The organism is Candidatus Seongchinamella marina, from assembly GCF_026262685.1.
Classification (GTDB): Bacteria; Pseudomonadota; Gammaproteobacteria; order Pseudomonadales; family Halieaceae; genus Halioglobus; species Halioglobus marinus.
Genome location: NZ_SHNP01000001.1, coordinates 978,470 through 996,675, shown reverse-complemented (window position 1 = coordinate 996,675; position 18,206 = coordinate 978,470). Strand labels below are relative to the sequence as shown.

Sequence of the window (18,206 nt, the reverse complement as noted above, 5' to 3'; positions counted from 1 at the left end):
CTCCCGCCTCAGGCGAAGTCTTCTGGAAAATATTGCAGTGCACTGCGCACCGGATTTGGCGTCAGTCCACCCATGGCACAAAGCGAGCCCAATTCCATGGTTTCGCAAAGGTCATCCAACAAAGCCATGTTCTCATCGAGTGATTCCCTGGCAATAATTCGATCCATTACCTCGGTACCGCGAACAGACCCCACTCGACAGGGCGTGCATTTACCGCAGGATTCCTCGGCACAAAAGGCCATTGCAAAACGTGCCTGCTGTGCCATGTCGACGGTGTCATCAAACACCACGACACCGCCGTGGCCCAACATGCCTCCAGCCGCGGCAAAGGCCTCATAGTCTAGCGGAGTGTCCCAAAGTGGCTCCGGTAAATAGGCACCCAATGGGCCACCCACCTGTATCGCTCGGATCGGCCTACCCGAACGGGTGCCGCCGCCAAACTGATCCAGAACCGCTCGCAAAGTGGCACCATAAGGCACTTCAACCAGGCCACCGTTTTTAATGTTGCCCGCCAGTTGTAAAGTGATCGTACCCAGCGAACGGCCTTGACCCAGGGCGGCGTAAGCCTCCGCACCGCCCGCCATAATAGTGGGGATAGCAGCCAGGGTGAGAACATTGTTTACTACCGTAGGCTTGCCAAAAAGGCCCTCAATCGCAGGCAACGGCGGCTTTGCCCTTACCACCCCGCGACGACCTTCCAGACTTTCCAGCATGGCGGTTTCTTCACCGCAAATATAAGAGCCCGCGCCCAGTCTTAACTCCAGATGGAATTGCCGATCACTGTCGCAGATGCCCTCTCCCAGGTAACCGGCCGCCTCGGCTTTGGCAATGGCAGTGTGCATAACCTCCCAGGCGTGAGGATACTCAGAGCGCAGGTAGATATAACCTTGTTGTGCGCCTACGGCGAGCCCCGCTATCGTCATTCCCTCAATCAACATATAGGGATCGGACTCCATCAGCAGGCGATCGGCAAAGGTGCCGGAATCACCCTCGTCTGCATTACAGGCTATATACTTTTCGTCGCCAGCGGCCTGCAGCACCGTATTCCACTTAATACCCGCAGGGAAAGCAGCACCCCCACGACCACGCAAGCCAGAACGCGTCACCTCGTCGACAATGCCTTCTGGCGGCAAATGCAGTGCATGCTCAAGGCCATCAAAGCCATGACGCGAGAGATAAGCATCCAGACACAGCGGGTCGTCCAGCCCGGAACGAGCGAACGTCAAACGCTGCTGTCCTGCAAACCATGGGTGCTCCTCGAGCTTTCCCAAATACTTTGGATGCTCGGTGCGGTCGGCAGGCGACAGTGCAACAATATCAGCAACATCTTCAGGGAATAGCGGGCCAAATCCGACGCGCTCCCCTTGTGTTTCAATTTCCATTAAGGGCTCTAGCCAAAACGCGCCACGGGAACCGTTGCGCACAATGGTGGCTTCACTCACTTGCTCTGACAGCACCGCTGCCAGCGTATTGGCCACTTCGTTCGCGCCAACAGCAACTGCCGTAGTATCCCGAGGTATAAAAAATCGTTGGCTCATGATGCGCCCTCCCCCTGACCAATGTTCGCTATTAACGCCGTCAGGCCTGTAGCATCTAGGCGAGCATAAGTTTCGTTATCGATACGCACCGATGGTGAGCAGGCACAATTGCCCAAGCAGTAGACTTTTTCAAGCGTTACCGAACCGTCATCGGTGGTTTCACCAAACCCTATTCCCAACTGTTCCTGAGCAGCATGCTCCAGTGTTCTGCCGCCCGCAGCCTGACAGGATTCTGCCGCGCATACCTGCAAAGTATGACGACCAACGGGGCTGGTTTTCAGGTCGTGATAGAAACTGATCACACCGTGCACTTCAGCCGCGGACAGGTTCATCACCTCGGCTATAGCCGGAATTGATTCAGGGGGTACATACCCCAGATCTTCCTGCACTGCGTGCAGCAGGGGCAACAGACCACCAGGTGTATTTTCGTACTGACACAGTAACTGTGCCAGCAATCTTTCAGTGTCCAATGGCGCCTCTCTATACTCGCGTCTACTCATTTGAGTATGGCTCATTTTGGGGACGCCGTCAGGCGCCCACCACCCAACTACAGGTGCGATGCGTGAAACGCAATGTGCTCGCCAATAAAGCTCGCGATGAAGAAGTAGCTATGGTCATAACCAGGCTGCATCCTCAGTTCCAAAGGGTAACCAACACTATTGGCAACCTCTTGCAACAACTCGGGTTTAAGCTGCTCCTGCAGGAAATTATCTGCGTCACCCTGATCAACCAAAGCAGGTAACTTTTCCTCAACATGCGCCATCAGCGCACAGCTGTCGTGCTCAGCCCAAGTCGCGCGGTCGTCCCCCAGGTACATGCCCAGCGCCTTCTCGCCCCACGGGCAACGCAAGGGAGAGCAAATGGGGGAAAATGCAGATACCGACTTGAATCGCCCCGGGTTTTTCAGTGCGATAGTCAATGCGCCATGACCGCCCATGGAATGACCTGAGATAGCCATCCGTGCTTCATCCACTGGGAACTGTGCCTTGAGCAGCGCTGGCAACTCGGTGACCACATAGTCATACATGCGGTAATGCTGCGACCAGGGCGACTGCGTGGCGTTGACGTAGAACCCGGCGCCCAGGCCAAAGTCCCATGCGGCCTCCGGGTCATCGGGCACACCCTCACCGCGAGGACTGGTATCGGGTGCAACGATTGCAATACCGTGTTCTGCGGCGTATCGCTGCGCGCCTGCCTTGGTCACAAAATTTTCATCGGTGCAGGTCAAGCCGGAAAGCCAATACAGCACCGGCACTTTGCCCTGCTCCGCCTGTGGGGGCAGATAAATGGAGAAATTCATCTCGCAGCCCAATACATCTGAGGCATGGCAGTAGCGCAATTGACGTCCACCGAAACAAATATTTTCGCCGATTTTTTCCATTATCAATTCCGTTAGTAAGTGACGACCGAACGAATACTCTCGCCGGAATGCATCAAATCAAACGCTTTATTAATATCGTCCAATGGCATGGTATGAGTGATAAGGTCATCGATATTGATACGCCCGTCCATATACCAATCAACGATTTTTGGCACATCGGTACGGCCGCGAGCGCCACCAAAAGCAGTGCCTTTCCAGCTACGACCGGTAACCAGTTGGAATGGCCGTGTGGAAATTTCCTGACCCGCGCCGGCAACACCAATGACGCAACTTTCTCCCCAGCCTTTATGACAGGCCTCCAGCGCCTGGCGCATGGTGTTGACGTTACCAATGCACTCGAAAGTGTAATCCAGGCCACCGCCAGTAATTTCAACCAGATGGCCAACCACATCGTCCACCTCTTTTGGATTGACGAAGTCGGTCATGCCAAACTTTTTCGCCAGTCCGACTTTATCGGGATTGATATCGACGCCAATAATTCGCGAAGCGCCTACCATCTTGGCGCCCTGGATCACGTTCAGACCAATGCCCCCAAGACCCCAGACTGCAACGGTTGAGCCAGGTTCCACCTTCATCGTGAAAGCAACGGCACCTATGCCAGTGGTTACACCGCAACCGATATAACAAATTTTGTCGAAAGGTGCGTCTTCACGCACCTTAGCCAATGCTATTTCCGGCATTACCGAATAGTTGGAAAAAGTAGAGCACCCCATGTAGTGCAGTATCGGTTTACCATCGAGCGAGAAGCGGCTGCTGCCATCGGGCATTACGCCACGTCCCTGTGTCTCGCGAATGGACTGACACAGGTTGGTTTTTGGGTGCAGACAAAAATTGCACTCGCGGCACTCTGGTGTATAAAGCGGGATGACGTGATCACCGGGCTTTAAACTGCTAACACCGGGGCCAACATCGACGACTACGCCAGCGCCCTCATGGCCAAGGATGGCTGGAAATTCGCCCTCGGGGTCATCTCCTGACAGGGTAAACGCATCCGTGTGGCAAACGCCGGTGGCTTTTATTTCGACCAATACTTCGCCCGCGCGCGGCCCATCAAGGTCCACCTCACATATTTCCAGTGGTTTACCGGCTCCAAACGCGACTGCTGCACGTGTCTTCATTAAACTCTCCCTGATTTGGTGTTATCGCAAAATCGGCGTAGTTTAATTAGTTGCCATAAGCAAGATAAATACTCTATCTTGCACCTCACTGTTGTTATATGGAAACAATGAGGGCCTTATTCATGGCATCGCACCGTTGGGAAAATATAGAAGCCTTTGAGCGAGTCGTGCGCCTGGGGAGTTTTACCCGTGCCGCGGATGACCTTGGAGTTTCTCGCTCTCACGTGAGCCGTCAGATCAACGCGCTGGAAAATCGGCTGGATGCCCAGCTACTGCTCAGAACAACTCGCAAAGTATCGACCACGGATGTCGGCCAGGCATTCTATATGCAATGCCGACAAGTACTGGACAACCTCGATGAGGCGGAGCGAGCAGTACTCGACCTGCAGGCCAATCCACGCGGCATCCTGCGAGTGACCGTTGCTGGCGCATTTGGAGAGGACTTTATCGCCCCAGCAGCCCTGGACTTTATGGCTGAATACCGCGACCTCATCGTAGAATTGAACTTCAGTAACCGGCTCATCGACCTGATTTCAGAAGGCTACGACGTAGCGATCAGGGCAGGCACACTGAAGGATTCCTCGTTAATCGCCCGTCGTATTAGTACCCGCAAACTGCTCACCTGCGCATCGCCGGAATATTTACTGCGCAATGGCACACCCAGCAGCATCCACTCCCTGACTAACCATAACTGTCTACTGGGCACACTCGACAGCTGGCGTTTCCGTGAAAATGGACGAAACCAGGATCTGCGGGTTAGCGGCAACTGGCGCTCCAACAATGGGCGTTCATTACTGCGCGCCGCACGGGCAGGGCTCGGTCTAGTCCAACTGCCCAGCTTCTATCTTGATCAAGATATTGTTGATGGTGCGCTGCTGCCGGTTCTGGAAGATTACAACCCAACGGACACGGGCGTCTGGGCGGTCTATCCACACAACCGGCACCTGTCTGCAAAAGTGCGCCTGTTCGTCAATTTCCTCGCGGACAGATTCAATGAGTAAGCGGTGAACACACCGCCCTCGAATCTGTATACTCTTGCTCCCTAGCCATTCCCAACACAGGTAATATCATGTCTGAACTGGTCACTGTTGAGATCAACGATCACGTTGCTCACGCCCGCCTCAATCGACCCGAGAAAATGAACGCCCTGAGTTGGCAGATGTTCGAGGCCATCACTGACGCCGGTCGTGAGCTATCTGTTAATAAAGATGTCCGCGCAGTCGTTCTATCGGGCGAAGGTCGCGGATTCTGCGCTGGCCTGGATCTGGAAAACTTTGCCAGCGGCGAACTCAACAGCAACTTCTTCGGCCCCGGCCGCGGCGGCTTCTGGCCAAACTACTACCAATCCCCCGCGTATGTGTGGAAAGCGATGCCAGTGCCAGTCATTTGTGCCTTGCATGGCGTCGCTTATGGCGGCGGATTCCAGATCGCCATGGGGGCGGACATTCGTATTGCTCACCCCGAAAGCAAACTGTCAGTCATGGAGATCAAATGGGGACTCATCCCGGACATGTCGGCATCACAGACCCTGCGTGACCTGGTGCGCCTGGACATCGCCAAGGAACTCACCTTCACCGGCAGGGTCGTCAATGCTGAAGAAGCCATGTCACTGGGCCTTGTCACCCGGCTAGACGAAGAACCGGTCAGCGCTGCCCTGGCGATGGCTCATGACATTGCCGGTCGCAGCCCGGATGCAATCACCTACGGGAAATACCTGTTGAATCATGGCTGGCACGGCAGTGACAGTGACGGCCTGCGTTTGGAAGAAAAGCTACAGGGCCGCATTCTAGGCAAGGACAATCAGACCGAAGCTGTGATGTCTGGAATGGACGGGCGACCTGGAAAATTCAACCCCCGCCAAATTGAAACTTTTGAGGACATCGGCAACTTATGACTACTACCTACACACCCCCCAAGGTCTGGACCTGGGACTCAGAGAGTGGCGGCCGTTTCGCCAACATCAACCGACCGATTGCGGGCGCTACCCACGAGAAAGAACTCCCGATAGGCAAGCATCCTTTGCAGCTTTACTCCCTGGCCACGCCCAACGGAGTTAAAGTTACGATCTTGTTGGAAGAGTTACTCGCCCTGGGTAAGACCGATGCCGAGTACGACGCTTACCTGATCAATATCAGTGAGGGCGACCAGTTCGGTAGCGACTTCGTCGCTGCCAATCCCAACTCGAAAATTCCGGCAATGATGGATCACAGCACCACGCCCCCAACTCGCATTTTCGAGTCCGGCGCGATGATGCTGTACCTGGCAGAAAAGCACGACGCTTTTATTCCGAAAGATGAGCCTGCACGCGCCGAGTGCCTGTCCTGGCTGTTCTGGCAAATGGCTGCCACCCCCTTCCTGGGCGGCGGGTTCGGGCATTTCTATGCCTACGCGCCGGAAAAATACGAATATCCAATCAATCGCTACGCAATGGAAGTGAAACGACAACTGGATGTGCTCGACCGTCGACTAGCCGAGGCAAACTATTTAGCAGGCGACGAATACACCATTGCCGACATGGCCGTGTATCCCTGGTATGGCAAACTGATCACCGGCGAAATTTACGACGCTCAGGAATTCCTGGACGTCGCGTCTTACACTAACGTCAAACGCTGGGCTCAAACAATCGAAGGCCGACCGGCCGTGAAGCGAGGCGAACGCGTCAATAAAGCCTGGGGACCGGAAGAAGAAAGAGTGCCAGAGCGCCACGATGCTAGTGATCTGGACTGAATACCCGGTCTAACTCAATGAATTCCCAGGACTCTATCAAGGAACAAAAGCGCATGGGACTGGGAATGATGATCCTGGCCTGGATGGTATTTTTGGGCCTGGGCATTTTATTTTTTGGCGACGTACTGGAAAAACAATTCAACCCCAACCAACGTCTGGACACCCAATATTCCAAAGCGGGTATGCGAGAAGTGGTACTGCAGCGCAACAAGTTTGGGCACTACGTGACCAGCGGCACGATTAATGGCCAGCCTGTCACCTTCATGCTGGATACGGGAGCTACCGGCGTTGCCATTCCTGAAGCGATTGCGCGAAAACTGGATATACCACGGGGACGCCCATACCGCACTCAGACAGCAAACGGCATATCCACTAGTTACGCAGCATCGCTAGACAGCGTGGCAGTGGGAGAAATTGAGTTACGTGATGTGCAGGCTGGAATTGCGCCGGGCCTGGCTATGAATCAAATACTTCTGGGCATGACCTTTCTCAAGCACATTGAATTCACCCAACGGGGCGACACGCTAATATTACGCCAATATTTGTAGGTAAAAAGAAATTGGCGCCCCGTTCAATCAAGATAACGCCAGCTATCGGCACCATCAAACTGACGCACCCTGATTTTCGCAAGCTGCGCAGGCTCAACGAGGCATGTGTTAACCGCCATCACCGCACCTTCCTTGGGCTCACGGCTCACCCAGTGAGTCGTACTTCCACACGTTTTGCAGCTGTGAAACGCCAGCTCTTTATCACCCCAGGAATAGGCGATAGATGCACCGGAGTCAGCATTTAGCGTCACTTTATCGACGGGCGCATGTGCCCACACGGTACCCAGACGCCTGCAAATAGAGCAGTTACATTGGGTGAGCCATTCCGGCTGATCGTCCAGCTCAAATGATATTGCGCCGCAATGGCAGTTGCCCTTGATCATTTCACGACTCCTGTTAACTGAGCAAACCGACTTCGAGACCGGTTTCCCTAACATCGCAATAGTGCGCGTTCTCGCATCTGCCAAACAACTGCGCCAGGACAAGCGTTTACTTCTTCACTAGAACCAGTTGTTTTGCATATCCTTGCAGGTACCGTCCAGCTTCATCAGCAATGCAGCCCAGGTTTCAATTTCAGGCAGGTCGTAGCGAGAAAAATACTGCATCGCCTGTAATTTTCCGCGATAAAAATTGGCGTCCTCTTCATGTGGGTCTGCGGCCAGACCTCGACAAGCAACGATTCCCTGCTTCAGCCACATCCAAGCGATAACCACGTTACCAAACAAGTCCAGGTACTTCACCGAGTTGGCCAGTACCAGGTCGATATCTTTTTCCGCCATCGAGCCCAACAGGAACTCTGTGACCTGTTTCAGCGTATCCACGGCGGCACTCAACTGCTCTGCAGCTTCTGAAACTTCTGCACTGGCTCGTGCCTCGGCGATGGTATCGCCTATTGCATTGAGGCATGCCGTGTAGCCCGCGAGCCCGTTCTGCGGCACTTTGCGCGCCAGCAAGTCCAGGGACTGTATGCCCGTCGTGCCTTCATGAATCGGATTGAGGCGATTGTCGCGATACATCATCTCGACCGGATGCTCGTTAACATATCCCGCCCCACCCAGGACCTGTATCGCCATAGAGTTGGCCTTGGGACCATACTCCGATGGCCAGGACTTGATGATCGGTGTTAAAAAGTCGAGAAGCTCATGGGCAGCTGCCCGCTCTTCTTCCGTGTGGGCCGTATGCTCATCATCTGCCAGCATGGTGCCGAATAAACACAGCGCATAAGCTCCTTCTGAGTAGGCTTTTTGCGCCAGCAGCATACGCTTCACGTCGGCGTGTTCGATAATATTTACCGGTGGCGCCAATGGGTCCTTGGCCGACGGCAAGCGTCCTTGTGGGCGTTCCTTGGCATAATCCAATGAGTACTGATAGCCCGCAAGTGCGATGATGGCGGCGCCGCTGCCCACCATAATTCTCGCCTCGTTCATCATATGGAACATGTACATCAAGCCGCGATTCTCTTCTCCCACAAGGTAACCGACTGCGCCTTCTTTCTCACCGAAATTGAGTGCTGTAGACGTTTGCCCGCGACCGCCCATTTTGTGAAACAGCCCGGCCAGGGTAACGTCGTTTCGCTCACCGAGGCTGCCATCATCATTCACCATGAATTTAGGGACAATAAACAGGGATATCCCCTTAACGCCCTTGACCGCGCCCTTGACTCTCGCCAGCACCAGGTGAACGATATTCTCTGTCAGCTCATGGTCTCCACCGGAGATCCAGATTTTGTTGCCGCTGATCCGGTAAGTGCCATCTTGCTGAGGTATTGCCGTGGTCGTAAGATCTGAAAGACTGGAGCCAGCACCGGGCTCGCTCATCGCCATAGTGCCCGCAAAACGGCCGCTTCGCTGGGGCTGCACCCACTTATCCTTTTGCTCTTGTGTGCCATGCGCGTCAATCAGGTTGGCGTTGGCATTGGTGAGCCCGATATAGCCCATGGTCGTGCTGCCAGCAGCGTTGAGATAGGCACCGGTAGCGGCGGTCGCCAGTGCGGGCAATTGCATACCGCCCAACTCGTAATCTGCTCCAGGAGACGCCAGACCGGCCTCAATTACCGCATCAATCGCCACCTTGATCTCCGGTATCATTTGGACTTTTTCGCCATCAAATGTCGGCTGATTGGTATCAACTTTTTGCCTGATAGGTAGAAAGTAGTTTTCTGCAATCGCCTGCGCCACATCGATAGCCGCATCAATCGTTTCCCGATTGTGGTCGCTATAGCGCTCGCGGGTCAGGCTGGACTCTACTTCAAACACTTCGTAGAGCATGAATTCAAGGTCACGACGGCTCAATAAGGGTGCTGGCATGGCTAAAAACTCCGGTGTTGTAATGGTTTGAAAAAATACTATCCGCAACGATATCAGTGCGCAGACGTTGGTTGGTGTCACACAGGTGACAGACACCTGCTCAATTACCGTTTCATTTATTCAGTAAAGGGATGCTACTCCAGCATTGCCACCCCGATTCCTTGTTCACCGGCGCCGACATAATTCAAATGCAACTGAGCATCCGCTTCAAGCAACAAATGCGGATCGCGCAATCCATAATTGGGAACCGCTATTTCCCGCGAATCGGGGGCCACAATCAAACGAGCAGCAGCGCCGCACAGAAAGTTAAAAGGACAAGAACCGCAACCATCGACTTTACAACAAAGCGAATCGTTAACAGCGCTCGCCCTCTGTCGCCGGCAATCTCACTGGGTAGTGAGAATCACCTTCCCTCTTGCCTTGCGGTGTATCAGGCAATTAAAAGCATCTTCATACTGTGCCATGGGAAATACGTCAGTCACCACAGGGCTGAGATTGCCCTGGGTGAACATATCCCACAACTCGGTGATGTTATTGAGATTTTCCTGCGGCTCTTCGCCGGAGAACCTGCCCCAGAAAACACCCACCAAAGAACAGCCTTTTAACAGGGCCAGATTCAAGGGGATTTGAGGAATAGGGCCACTGGCAAAACCTATGACTAAATAACGTCCTTTCCAGGCCATACTGCGCACTGCAGGCTCGGCGAAATCACCGCCTACGGGGTCGTAAACCACATCGACGCCTTTGCCGCCAGTTAACTCCTTCACTCTATCCTTAAGCGACTCCTCAGAGTAGTTAATGACCTCATCGGCACCCAGTTGCTTACACAGCTCGAGCTTTTGGGGAGAACTGGCCGCAGCAATCACCTTAGCGCCCATCAATTTGCCAAGTTCGATGGCAGTCGTACCCACGCCTCCGGCCGCACCCAGAACCAACAGAGTTTCACCCGGCTGGATGTTGGCACGTTGCTTCAACGCATAGTAAGAAGTGAAGTACGTAATGCTGACCCCTGCTGCCTGCTCAAAGGTCAAGCCTTCGGGCAGAGGGAAAGCACCCATTTCATGGACCGCAATACGCTCGCAAAACGCACCCGATGCACCCATGGAGATAACCTTGTCACCGACTTTATAGCGAGTGACCTTGTCGCCTACCGCACTCACGACGCCGGCACTCTCGGCACCGGGCACAAAAGGCATGTCTGGCTGAAACTGGTACTTGCCCTGAATCATCAATACGTCAGGAAAATTAAGCCCCGCGGCCTTAACATCAATGATTACATCGTTTTCACCAAGCTCGGGTTCCGGCCACTCGGTTGTCAGCTCCAACTTTTCCGGCAGACCGTGCTCTTTACAAATAATCGCTTTCATCATAAATCTCCAGTCAATCAGGCAACTTCGAACAAGCCAGCCGCACCCATGCCGCCACCAACGCACATGGTAATTACCACGTACTTCACACCGCGGCGCTTGCCTTCAATCAAGGCGTGACCAATCATGCGTGACCCGCTCATCCCGTAAGGATGACCGATGGAGATCGCGCCGCCGTTAACGTTCAACTTGTCGTTGTCGATACCCAACTGATCACGACAGTATATGACCTGTACGGCAAACGCCTCGTTCAGCTCCCACAGGCCGATATCATTCACCGACAAACCGTGTTGCTTGAGCAATTTGGGCACAGCAAATACCGGGCCTATACCCATTTCATCAGGCTCACAGCCGGCAACTGCGATACCGCGATAAATACCCAGGGGCTCGAGACCTCGCTGCTCCGCCAGTTTGGCATCCATAACGACCTGCGCAGAAGAACCATCAGACAGCTGTGAGGCGTTACCCGCCGTAATCGTGCCCCCTTCAACAACCGTCTTTAGATTGGCCAGGCCTTCAGCTGTCGTGGCGCGCAAACCTTCATCAGCAGATACAGTCGCTTCAGCCTCAGAGGCCTCACCCGTTTCTTTGTTCCAAACCGTGCGCATGCAAGAGACATCAACCAGCTCATCTGCGTACTTGCCAGATTCATAGGCAGCGGCTGTCCGTTGCTGAGACTGCAGGCCGTATTCGTCCATTGCATCGCGAGAGATATTGTAGCGTTGGGCAACCGTCTCGGCGGTCTGCAGCATAGGCATATGAATATTAGGATGCATTGCCATCAGCTCTTCATCCACGAAGCGATGCAGGTTCATGTGCTCGGTTTGGGCCAAAGAGATCGATTCCAGGCCACCACCAACAACCACGTCCATTCCGTCGTACATCACCTGCTTGGCTGCAGTTGCAACCGCCATCAGGCCAGAAGAGCACTGGCGGTCCAGAGTCATCCCAGAGGTCGTTATGGGCATTCCTGCACGCAAAGCAATCTGGCGAGCCACATTGGCACCGGTTGGCCCCTGCTGCAGCGCACAGCCCATAATGATGTCTTCAACTTCGCCGGGGTCAATACCGGCACGCTTGACCGCCTCGGCAACAGATGCAGCGCCCAGACTGGCGCCGCCCAAATTATTAAACCCACCGCGGTAGGCTTTGCCGATCGGGGTACGTGCAGTGGATACAATGACTGCTTCTTTCATGATTTTTCTCCAGTGATACAAAAAAGGGCACCAAAGGCACCCTCGATATTATTTACTTGTCTACCAAACCAAGGCCTTCCATCGCCTTACCGGTAAACTTGACGGTCTGCTCAAAGCCCGCTTCTGGCTGGCGTTCATTCACCGGGGAGGTGATAGCGTCCCAGTTCGCAGCGATGCCTTCCGGGGTCTGATCCTCTGGCTTAAGCCACACGCCGTCGGTTTCTACAATCTTACTCACCGAGTAAGCGCCCGCGCCGGCGCAGATAATCGTTTTGTTTGGAGCGTCCTCGCTGACCATGTACAGAACCGCTGGCGTCACTGTCTCAGGCGTGAGCAATGCAAAGGCTTCTTCAGGAATCAGCCCTTCAGTCATGCGTGTTCCAGCAGTGGGCGCCAGGGCATTGACGCGTATATCGAACTTGGCCCCTTCCTGCACCAGCGTATTCATGGCGCCAATTACGCCCATCTTTGCACTGCCGTAGTTGGTTTGACCGAAGTTTCCGTACATGCCCGAAGAAGAGGTTGTGACCACAATACGGCCATAGGCCTGCTCACGCATAATATCCCAGCAGGCTTTGGTGCAATTAATCGTGCCCATCAGGTGCACATCCACCACCAGCTTGAAATCGTCAAGGTCGCACTTGGCAAAACTTTTATCGCGCAAAATTCCGGCGTTGTTGACTAAAATATCTACCCGGCCCCATTTATCCATGGTCTGCTTGACCATCGCTTCAACTTCTTCGTAGCGGGCGACGTTTGCGCCATTGGCAATAGCTTCACCACCCAGCGCCTCAATCTCAGCAACCACAGCCTGTGCGGACTCCGAGCCTGCGCCTGAGCCATCAACACTGCCGCCCAGGTCGTTGATGACTACCTTGGCGCCGCGCTTGGCAAGTTCGATGGCATGACTACGGCCCAGACCCTGGCCAGAACCGGTAACGATGGCAACTTTGCCGTCATAGCGAATAGACATTGTTAAACACTCCTATAAGATAAATTTTTTGCGCAGTCATCACCCGCCTGCGTGGGGATGACATCGATGGCAGCGAGCTTAATCGTTTCCTAGCCAGTGATAACCATGGAAAGCCATTCGGCAACCAGCGCCGGCGTGTCCTCGCCCTCGATCTCAACGGAAACCCCCTGCTTTATCAGGAATCGGTTATCGTCTTTGCGATCCACGTTTAGCACTTCAGAGTGGCAGCGCACACGCTTGCCAGAGGCGACGGGCGCAAGAAAGCGAACCTTGTCAAAGCCATAGTTGAGGCCCATAACCGTATTTTCAGGAACGACTCCGTTGCCCTCTACCATTTTCGACAGCAAAGAGAGTGTCAGGAATCCATGTGCGATAGTAGTGCCGAAGGGCGTGTTTTTAGCGGCTTCTTCGTCCACGTGAATGAACTGGTGATCCTCGGTGCAGTCAGCAAAGGTATTGATACGACCCTGAGTAACCTCGATCCAATCGCCGGGCTCAAATTTGGTACCAATCGCGTTAACCATCTCATCCTTAGGTACAATTTTTACAGCCATGGGGGAGCTCCCTTGTATTAAGTTTATAGCGGTGTCTGGAGTTTTCGGCACTCTTTATGCCACTATTGAACTGCGATTACAAGTTGCGCCTGATTCACGGAGCTCGCGGCGAAGAATTTTGCCTAAGTTGGCACGGAGACGTCCCTTAGCAAAGGCAATCATTCAGGAATTTTGGTGCAGTGCCAACTGCTCTCGACAAAACGCTTTGAGGCTTCTATTGTCTGTGCGATGAGAGATTATAGCAACATCATGCCCGAATCAGGGTTCTACCGAAACTACGTGCAAGCGAGTTTCGATGAACGACTGCCATCGTTATCACAATTGCGAGGAATATCCTCTTGAACCCTCCTCCGCTGGCTCTTGCTCTTACTGACGGCCCGAGAGCTTTACTGGATGCTGCCGTGCTTGGCCTGGCAACCCCACTTTTGCGCAAAATGCCAAAAGCCACAGGAAAACACAGCGTCATGGTGATACCGGGCTTTCTCGGCGATGATGGCGGCAACGGTCCACTCATTTGCTTCCTGAACAGTTTGGGGTATCAGGCCAGTGGCTGGGAGCAGGGCCGCAATCTGGGTACTGCCAGTTTCGATAAGGACAGTCTTACCAGGGCGCTGGGGAGTCTTGCTGTCGCAGGCGGTGGCAAGGTGACCCTGATCGGTCATTCTCTAGGTGGCATCTACGCCCGCGAAATCGCTCGCAGGGAGCCCGGTGTTGTCCGCCAGGTCATTACCCTTGGCAGCCCCTTTGGCTCCGGGCATGAAGAGGCATCTCACGCCTCACGACTCTACAGAAGGTTGAACCCTGGGGATCACAGGGAGATGGTGAACCCCGCCCCGCCACCGGTGCCTACTACGGCCATCTACACCCGGGGGGACGGTGTCGTCAATTGGCGTACATCCGTTCAGCGAGGTGATTACCCCAATGTTCACAATATAGAGGTGCTTGGCAGCCATATCGGGCTCAACATGAATTTGGCTGTTTGGTATTGGGTCGCCCGAAAGCTCACCGAACACTAGCTATCGCCCTGGCCAACTGCCTGGGCCTTCTTGACGTCTGCTTCAAGATGCCTGCCCGCCAAGTAGAACAACACTATTCCTATTGAACTTAACAAGCCTACCGTCAACATTGCATAGCGTAAGCCATCGTTTCCGAAGTGCGGCATATACAAATCACTAAGGACACCAACCGTCAGTGGTCCAAGCCCAAGCCCGATCATATTCAGCACGAAAAACAGTATCGCGGAAGCCATGGCACGCATAGAGGACGGTACCAATGCGTGGCAGGTAGCGACCACAGGGCCCATGTAGGTATTTAAAAATAGAGTAACAAAGAACATCAGGCCAATAACGACCGTTGTGTTGTCTAGCAGCAGGTAGGGAAAACCCATCGGTAGCGCAATAATGCCTGCCAACGCCGGCAACCAAACGTACCAACGGCGGTCTCTCACACCCAGGCGATCCGTAAGGTAGCCGCCCAAAAACGTGCCTATCATGCCCCCACCACCGCCAAATATCGCCAGTACTACACCAACTTCACCCACGCTAAAACCATGATTTCGAATCAGGAAAGACGGCGCAAAATTGCCATTGCCATAACCCGCAAACGATGTCGCCCCAGCTGCCAGGGCCAGATACCAAAAACTGCGCACCGAAGACAAGTGCTTGAGCGTCTCACCCAGAGACGGTTTGTGCGCCATGTTGACCGACTCATCCCATTGTCCTCTCGGTGGCTCTTTGACCGTGAAATAAAAGACAACTGCCAGCAGCACCCCTGGAATACCAACGGAGAAAAAAGCGATACGCCAACCAAAGAACTCGCTGATCAATCCGCCAACAATAAACCCCATCAGAATTCCCAGATGGAGCCCGGTGGTATAGATAGCCATCGCGGTTGCTCTGCGCTCCGGCGGGTAGTAGTCACTAATCATCGAGTGAGCAGGCGGACTGCCGCCCGCCTCGCCGATGCCTACCCCGATTCTCGCCAGCAGTAACTGGCTGTAGTTCTGCGCAAGACCCGACAAAGCGGTCATCCCACTCCAGACGGCAAGAGATGCTGTGATGATATTGCGACGGTTAGTACGATCGGCCCAGTAGGCGATGGGGATACCAGCTGTGATGTACACTAAAGCAAAAGAAAAGCCGCTTAAAAGACCCAGTTGAGTATCGGAAAGCCCCATGTCATTCTTGATGGGTTCCTGCAAAATCACCAGAATCTGTCGGTCGACGAAGTTAAAGGCATAAACCAGCGTCAGCATAAACAAACCATAGCCGGCGACTTTGCTACTGACTTTTTTATCGGAACTGACTGCGGACGTCACGCTCATCACTTATCCTTCCTGTGGTATCGCGTCATTGTTCCATAACAGGCTACTGATGTAATCCTCGTCGTTGTCGATATCAATACCTGGCGTTAACATAGACGAGTCCGGCCTTACCCCGTTGGCATTACTCAAAACACATTCGAGATCACAATTTATGCAATATGAAACAATACGGTATGAAGTGAAGGATCACATTCTAACCCTCACTCTCAATCGTCCGGACCAGCTCAACGCTTTTACCATCGTCATGGCTCACGAACTGATTGACGCATTTAACCGTGCCAGCGAGGACGATGAAGTTCGTGCCATTGTGGTCACCGGCGCGGGGCGCGCTTTCTGCGCTGGCATGGACCTCTCGGGAGAAGGCAATGTATTTGGTCTTGATGAGGCGCGGTCACCGACCATGGAAGACATGGAGAAAAGACTTAACGATCCGGATATTATCTCCGGCGTCAGAGATACGGGCGGCCGGGTAACTCTCGCCATTTACGATTGTAAAAAACCAGTGATTGCCGCAATCAATGGTGCCGCAGTCGGCATAGGCGCGACGATGACTTGCGCCATGGATATTCGCCTGGCGTCCAAAAACACCCGCATTGGCTTTGTTTTTAACAAAATCGGCATCACACCAGAGGCCTGTTCCACCTGGTTTCTACCCCGTATCGTCGGTGTTTCACAAGCACTTGAATGGTGTTATACCGCGGATATTATCGGGCCAGACGAAGCGCTATCTGCCGGACTTGTAAAGTCTGTATTGCCGGCCGACGAGTTGCTCGCCGGGGCTTATCGCATTGCCGAAAAAATCGCCCAGCACTGTCCCGTCGCGATCGCGCTGACCCGGCAAATGATGTACCGAAATGCTGCGGCGCCGCATCCAATTGAAGCCCACAAAGTGGATTCGCTGGCGATTTTTTACGCCAGTCTCAGCAGTGGCAAAGAAGGCGTACAGTCCTTTCGCGAAAAGAGAGCCGCAAATTTTACCGATAAGTGCTCGGTCAATATGCCGCCCTTCTATCCCTGGTGGGATCAATCGGAGTCTTGAATCAAACCCGAGCCATGTTCAGCCCGGGGGCGGCTTTGCAGACTGTCATGACGATACTCTGTGGGGGTACAGTCATGCCAGGTTTTGAAAGCTGCTGAAAATGAAGAGGGGTCACCGTAGCCTAGCAAAAAAGCGATTTCGATGACGCTCAGTCGGTTCTCTTGCAGGTAACGCTTGGCGAGTCCTGATTTAACGCTCTGCAGCAGCTGCTGGAAATTGGTGTTTCGCTCTTTTAAACGACGCTGCAATGTACGCCGGGAAATATTCATATGGCTAGCTATGCTGTCGATGGAGCCCCCTCCCAGGGGAACCTGACGTCGAATAGCCGAGTGCAGCGCGAGAGAAAACGGATCGCTTGCTGAGTTATCACTGCTAAAAAACAGGGAAAACTCCTCTTCCACTGCCTCATAGATACGCGTACTGACGTGTAGCTGGGGGAAATCCAGTACCTTACGATCGTAATAAAGCGCGCTGCGGGGCTGATTGAAAAACAAGGGCGCTCGAAAAGTCGACTCCAGCACATCAATATTTTCTGGCCGCGGGTAAGACAAGTCAACACGACGTGGACGCACAGGCAACAGGCAGTAACTGTCCATCTGTAACGCTGTAGTCGACAGGATATTGTCGCTGATCAGGCAGCGCTTTGCCTGCGGCGGATCCTCAGGGTGCCATTCCATGACGAACTCACCCACGTTGCGAGTGATTTTGATCACTCCCAGATCCCCGAGAAGACTGGAGACGCTGGGCATTAAGTTGAGCCAGTCTCGCAGTGTCGTTGAGGCCGATGCGAGATACACCAGTACGTGCGCAGCTTCCATGTATGTCACTCGACCACTGAGCAGCCCGAAGTCAGGGTTCTCGGTCTGGAGTAAAAACTCTCGTTGCAACTGATAGAACACAGCAACGGGCACCCGGGCGTCGGGAACTTCCAGAAGACTGGTGTCCAGACCCGCGTCTCGCGCGATACAAGCTGAATCCGCACCCAAAGCCGTCGCCAGGTCCATCAGCCCGCGCAAGCTCCTCGCGTGGACATACCTATTGTCGAATTTACTCTCTGGGCTTGGTGAGCCAATAACCATTTGCAGCGGGAAATACCTGATGCGATGCGATGCGACCCTCAATATATCAGCATTAGC

19 protein-coding genes are annotated in these 18,206 nt (G+C 53.8%); 6 read left to right on the top strand and 13 right to left on the bottom strand.

Annotated elements, in window-relative coordinates; all coding sequences use genetic code 11:
• Window positions 1-8 precede the first annotated feature (8 nt).
• The 4 genes from EYC87_RS04485 to EYC87_RS04470 are packed head-to-tail and all read right to left on the bottom strand — an operon-like array spanning window position 9 to window position 4,037.
• Entirely contained in the window at window positions 9-1,538 is a 1,530-nt protein-coding gene (locus EYC87_RS04485; protein ID WP_279251797.1) for a formate dehydrogenase beta subunit, read from the bottom strand.
• The gene (locus EYC87_RS04480) at window positions 1,535-2,038 is read right to left on the bottom strand and encodes a formate dehydrogenase subunit gamma (RefSeq protein ID WP_279251796.1); all 504 of its coding nucleotides are present in this window, start codon (window positions 2,036-2,038) and stop codon (window positions 1,535-1,537) included. Before EYC87_RS04480 ends, EYC87_RS04485 begins: the two co-directional genes overlap by 4 nt.
• A 47-nt stretch (window positions 2,039-2,085) precedes the next feature.
• A complete protein-coding gene (fghA, locus tag EYC87_RS04475; protein ID WP_279251795.1) occupies window positions 2,086-2,919 on the bottom strand; it encodes an S-formylglutathione hydrolase in 834 nt (277 codons plus the stop codon).
• An 11-nt stretch (window positions 2,920-2,930) separates the two neighbouring features.
• A complete protein-coding gene (locus EYC87_RS04470) occupies window positions 2,931-4,037 on the bottom strand; it encodes an S-(hydroxymethyl)glutathione dehydrogenase/class III alcohol dehydrogenase (protein WP_007230284.1) in 1,107 nt (368 codons plus the stop codon).
• Window positions 4,038-4,159: 122 nt separating this feature from the next.
• On the opposite strand from EYC87_RS04470, the gene EYC87_RS04465 reads away from it, so the two are divergent.
• The 4 genes from EYC87_RS04465 (at window position 4,160) to EYC87_RS04450 (ending at window position 7,312) form a co-directional block, all read left to right on the top strand.
• On the top strand, window positions 4,160-5,038 hold the full coding sequence (locus tag EYC87_RS04465; protein WP_279251794.1) for a LysR family transcriptional regulator: 879 nt from the start codon (window positions 4,160-4,162) through the stop codon (window positions 5,036-5,038).
• A 68-nt stretch (window positions 5,039-5,106) separates the two neighbouring features.
• Window positions 5,107-5,931, top strand: a complete 825-nt coding sequence (locus tag EYC87_RS04460; RefSeq protein WP_279251793.1) for a crotonase/enoyl-CoA hydratase family protein — start codon at window positions 5,107-5,109, stop codon at window positions 5,929-5,931.
• On the top strand, window positions 5,928-6,764 hold the full coding sequence (gene yghU / locus EYC87_RS04455) for a glutathione-dependent disulfide-bond oxidoreductase (protein ID WP_279251792.1): 837 nt from the start codon (window positions 5,928-5,930) through the stop codon (window positions 6,762-6,764). Before EYC87_RS04460 ends, yghU begins: the two co-directional genes overlap by 4 nt.
• Before the next feature lie 17 nt (window positions 6,765-6,781).
• Window positions 6,782-7,312 carry a retropepsin-like aspartic protease family protein gene (locus tag EYC87_RS04450; protein ID WP_279251791.1) on the top strand — a complete coding sequence of 177 codons (531 nt, stop codon included), beginning with the start codon at window positions 6,782-6,784 and terminating at the stop codon, window positions 7,310-7,312.
• Window positions 7,313-7,335: 23 nt separating this feature from the next.
• On the opposite strand, the gene EYC87_RS04445 is transcribed toward EYC87_RS04450, so the two are convergent.
• From EYC87_RS04445 to EYC87_RS04415, 7 genes are all read right to left on the bottom strand, one after another.
• Window positions 7,336-7,695 (bottom strand): GFA family protein, encoded by a 360-nt coding sequence (locus tag EYC87_RS04445; RefSeq protein ID WP_279251790.1) that lies wholly within the window; start codon window positions 7,693-7,695, stop codon window positions 7,336-7,338.
• 117 nt (window positions 7,696-7,812) lie between these two features.
• Window positions 7,813-9,618, bottom strand: a complete 1,806-nt coding sequence (locus tag EYC87_RS04440; RefSeq protein WP_279251789.1) for an acyl-CoA dehydrogenase — start codon at window positions 9,616-9,618, stop codon at window positions 7,813-7,815.
• A gap of 134 nt (window positions 9,619-9,752) precedes the next feature.
• Complete coding sequence (locus EYC87_RS04435) at window positions 9,753-9,893, bottom strand: hypothetical protein (RefSeq protein ID WP_279251788.1); 141 nt, start codon at window positions 9,891-9,893, stop codon at window positions 9,753-9,755.
• A 111-nt stretch (window positions 9,894-10,004) separates the two neighbouring features.
• Window positions 10,005-10,988: a zinc-binding dehydrogenase gene (locus EYC87_RS04430; RefSeq protein WP_279251787.1), complete on the bottom strand. Its 984-nt coding sequence runs from the start codon at window positions 10,986-10,988 to the stop codon at window positions 10,005-10,007.
• A 14-nt stretch (window positions 10,989-11,002) separates the two neighbouring features.
• The gene (locus EYC87_RS04425) at window positions 11,003-12,181 is read right to left on the bottom strand and encodes an acetyl-CoA C-acyltransferase (RefSeq protein ID WP_279251786.1); all 1,179 of its coding nucleotides are present in this window, start codon (window positions 12,179-12,181) and stop codon (window positions 11,003-11,005) included.
• 52 nt (window positions 12,182-12,233) lie between these two features.
• The gene (locus tag EYC87_RS04420) at window positions 12,234-13,154 is read right to left on the bottom strand and encodes an SDR family NAD(P)-dependent oxidoreductase (RefSeq protein WP_279251785.1); all 921 of its coding nucleotides are present in this window, start codon (window positions 13,152-13,154) and stop codon (window positions 12,234-12,236) included.
• Between the two features lie 89 nt (window positions 13,155-13,243).
• Window positions 13,244-13,708, bottom strand: a complete 465-nt coding sequence (locus tag EYC87_RS04415) for a MaoC family dehydratase (protein ID WP_279251784.1) — start codon at window positions 13,706-13,708, stop codon at window positions 13,244-13,246.
• Between the two features lie 338 nt (window positions 13,709-14,046).
• Between EYC87_RS04415 and EYC87_RS04410 the strand changes: the two genes are divergently transcribed.
• The gene (locus EYC87_RS04410; RefSeq protein WP_279251783.1) at window positions 14,047-14,724 is read left to right on the top strand and encodes an esterase/lipase family protein; all 678 of its coding nucleotides are present in this window, start codon (window positions 14,047-14,049) and stop codon (window positions 14,722-14,724) included.
• Here the strand turns inward: EYC87_RS04410 and EYC87_RS04405 are convergent.
• Window positions 14,721-16,031: a spinster family MFS transporter gene (locus EYC87_RS04405; RefSeq protein WP_279251782.1), complete on the bottom strand. Its 1,311-nt coding sequence runs from the start codon at window positions 16,029-16,031 to the stop codon at window positions 14,721-14,723. The two genes, EYC87_RS04410 and EYC87_RS04405, sit on opposite strands and share 4 nt — an antisense overlap.
• A gap of 151 nt (window positions 16,032-16,182) precedes the next feature.
• Between EYC87_RS04405 and EYC87_RS04400 the strand changes: the two genes are divergently transcribed.
• Window positions 16,183-17,070 (top strand): crotonase/enoyl-CoA hydratase family protein, encoded by an 888-nt coding sequence (locus tag EYC87_RS04400; RefSeq protein WP_279251781.1) that lies wholly within the window; start codon window positions 16,183-16,185, stop codon window positions 17,068-17,070.
• On the opposite strand, the gene EYC87_RS04395 is transcribed toward EYC87_RS04400, so the two are convergent.
• Entirely contained in the window at window positions 17,055-18,074 is a 1,020-nt protein-coding gene (locus EYC87_RS04395; protein WP_279251780.1) for an AraC family transcriptional regulator, read from the bottom strand. The genes EYC87_RS04400 and EYC87_RS04395 overlap by 16 nt on opposite strands.
• Window positions 18,075-18,206: the final 132 nt, after the last annotated feature.

Coding starts and splice junctions, on each gene's coding strand:
- EYC87_RS04480 (WP_279251796.1), bottom strand. CDS start 2,038: ATGAGTAGACGCGAGTATAGAGAGGCGCCATTGGACACTGAAAGATTG.
- yghU (WP_279251792.1), top strand. CDS start 5,928: ATGACTACTACCTACACACCCCCCAAGGTCTGGACCTGGGACTCAGAG.
- EYC87_RS04450 (WP_279251791.1), top strand. CDS start 6,782: ATGAATTCCCAGGACTCTATCAAGGAACAAAAGCGCATGGGACTGGGA.
- EYC87_RS04420 (WP_279251785.1), bottom strand. CDS start 13,154: ATGTCTATTCGCTATGACGGCAAAGTTGCCATCGTTACCGGTTCTGGC.
- EYC87_RS04465 (WP_279251794.1), top strand. CDS start 4,160: ATGGCATCGCACCGTTGGGAAAATATAGAAGCCTTTGAGCGAGTCGTG.
- EYC87_RS04460 (WP_279251793.1), top strand. CDS start 5,107: ATGTCTGAACTGGTCACTGTTGAGATCAACGATCACGTTGCTCACGCC.
- fghA (WP_279251795.1), bottom strand. CDS start 2,919: ATGGAAAAAATCGGCGAAAATATTTGTTTCGGTGGACGTCAATTGCGC.
- EYC87_RS04425 (WP_279251786.1), bottom strand. CDS start 12,181: ATGAAAGAAGCAGTCATTGTATCCACTGCACGTACCCCGATCGGCAAA.
- EYC87_RS04445 (WP_279251790.1), bottom strand. CDS start 7,695: ATGATCAAGGGCAACTGCCATTGCGGCGCAATATCATTTGAGCTGGAC.
- EYC87_RS04440 (WP_279251789.1), bottom strand. CDS start 9,618: ATGCCAGCACCCTTATTGAGCCGTCGTGACCTTGAATTCATGCTCTAC.
- EYC87_RS04485 (WP_279251797.1), bottom strand. CDS start 1,538: ATGAGCCAACGATTTTTTATACCTCGGGATACTACGGCAGTTGCTGTT.
- EYC87_RS04415 (WP_279251784.1), bottom strand. CDS start 13,708: ATGGCTGTAAAAATTGTACCTAAGGATGAGATGGTTAACGCGATTGGT.
- EYC87_RS04405 (WP_279251782.1), bottom strand. CDS start 16,031: ATGAGCGTGACGTCCGCAGTCAGTTCCGATAAAAAAGTCAGTAGCAAA.
- EYC87_RS04470 (WP_007230284.1), bottom strand. CDS start 4,037: ATGAAGACACGTGCAGCAGTCGCGTTTGGAGCCGGTAAACCACTGGAA.
- EYC87_RS04395 (WP_279251780.1), bottom strand. CDS start 18,074: ATGGACCTGGCGACGGCTTTGGGTGCGGATTCAGCTTGTATCGCGCGA.
- EYC87_RS04430 (WP_279251787.1), bottom strand. CDS start 10,988: ATGATGAAAGCGATTATTTGTAAAGAGCACGGTCTGCCGGAAAAGTTG.
- EYC87_RS04400 (WP_279251781.1), top strand. CDS start 16,183: ATGCAATATGAAACAATACGGTATGAAGTGAAGGATCACATTCTAACC.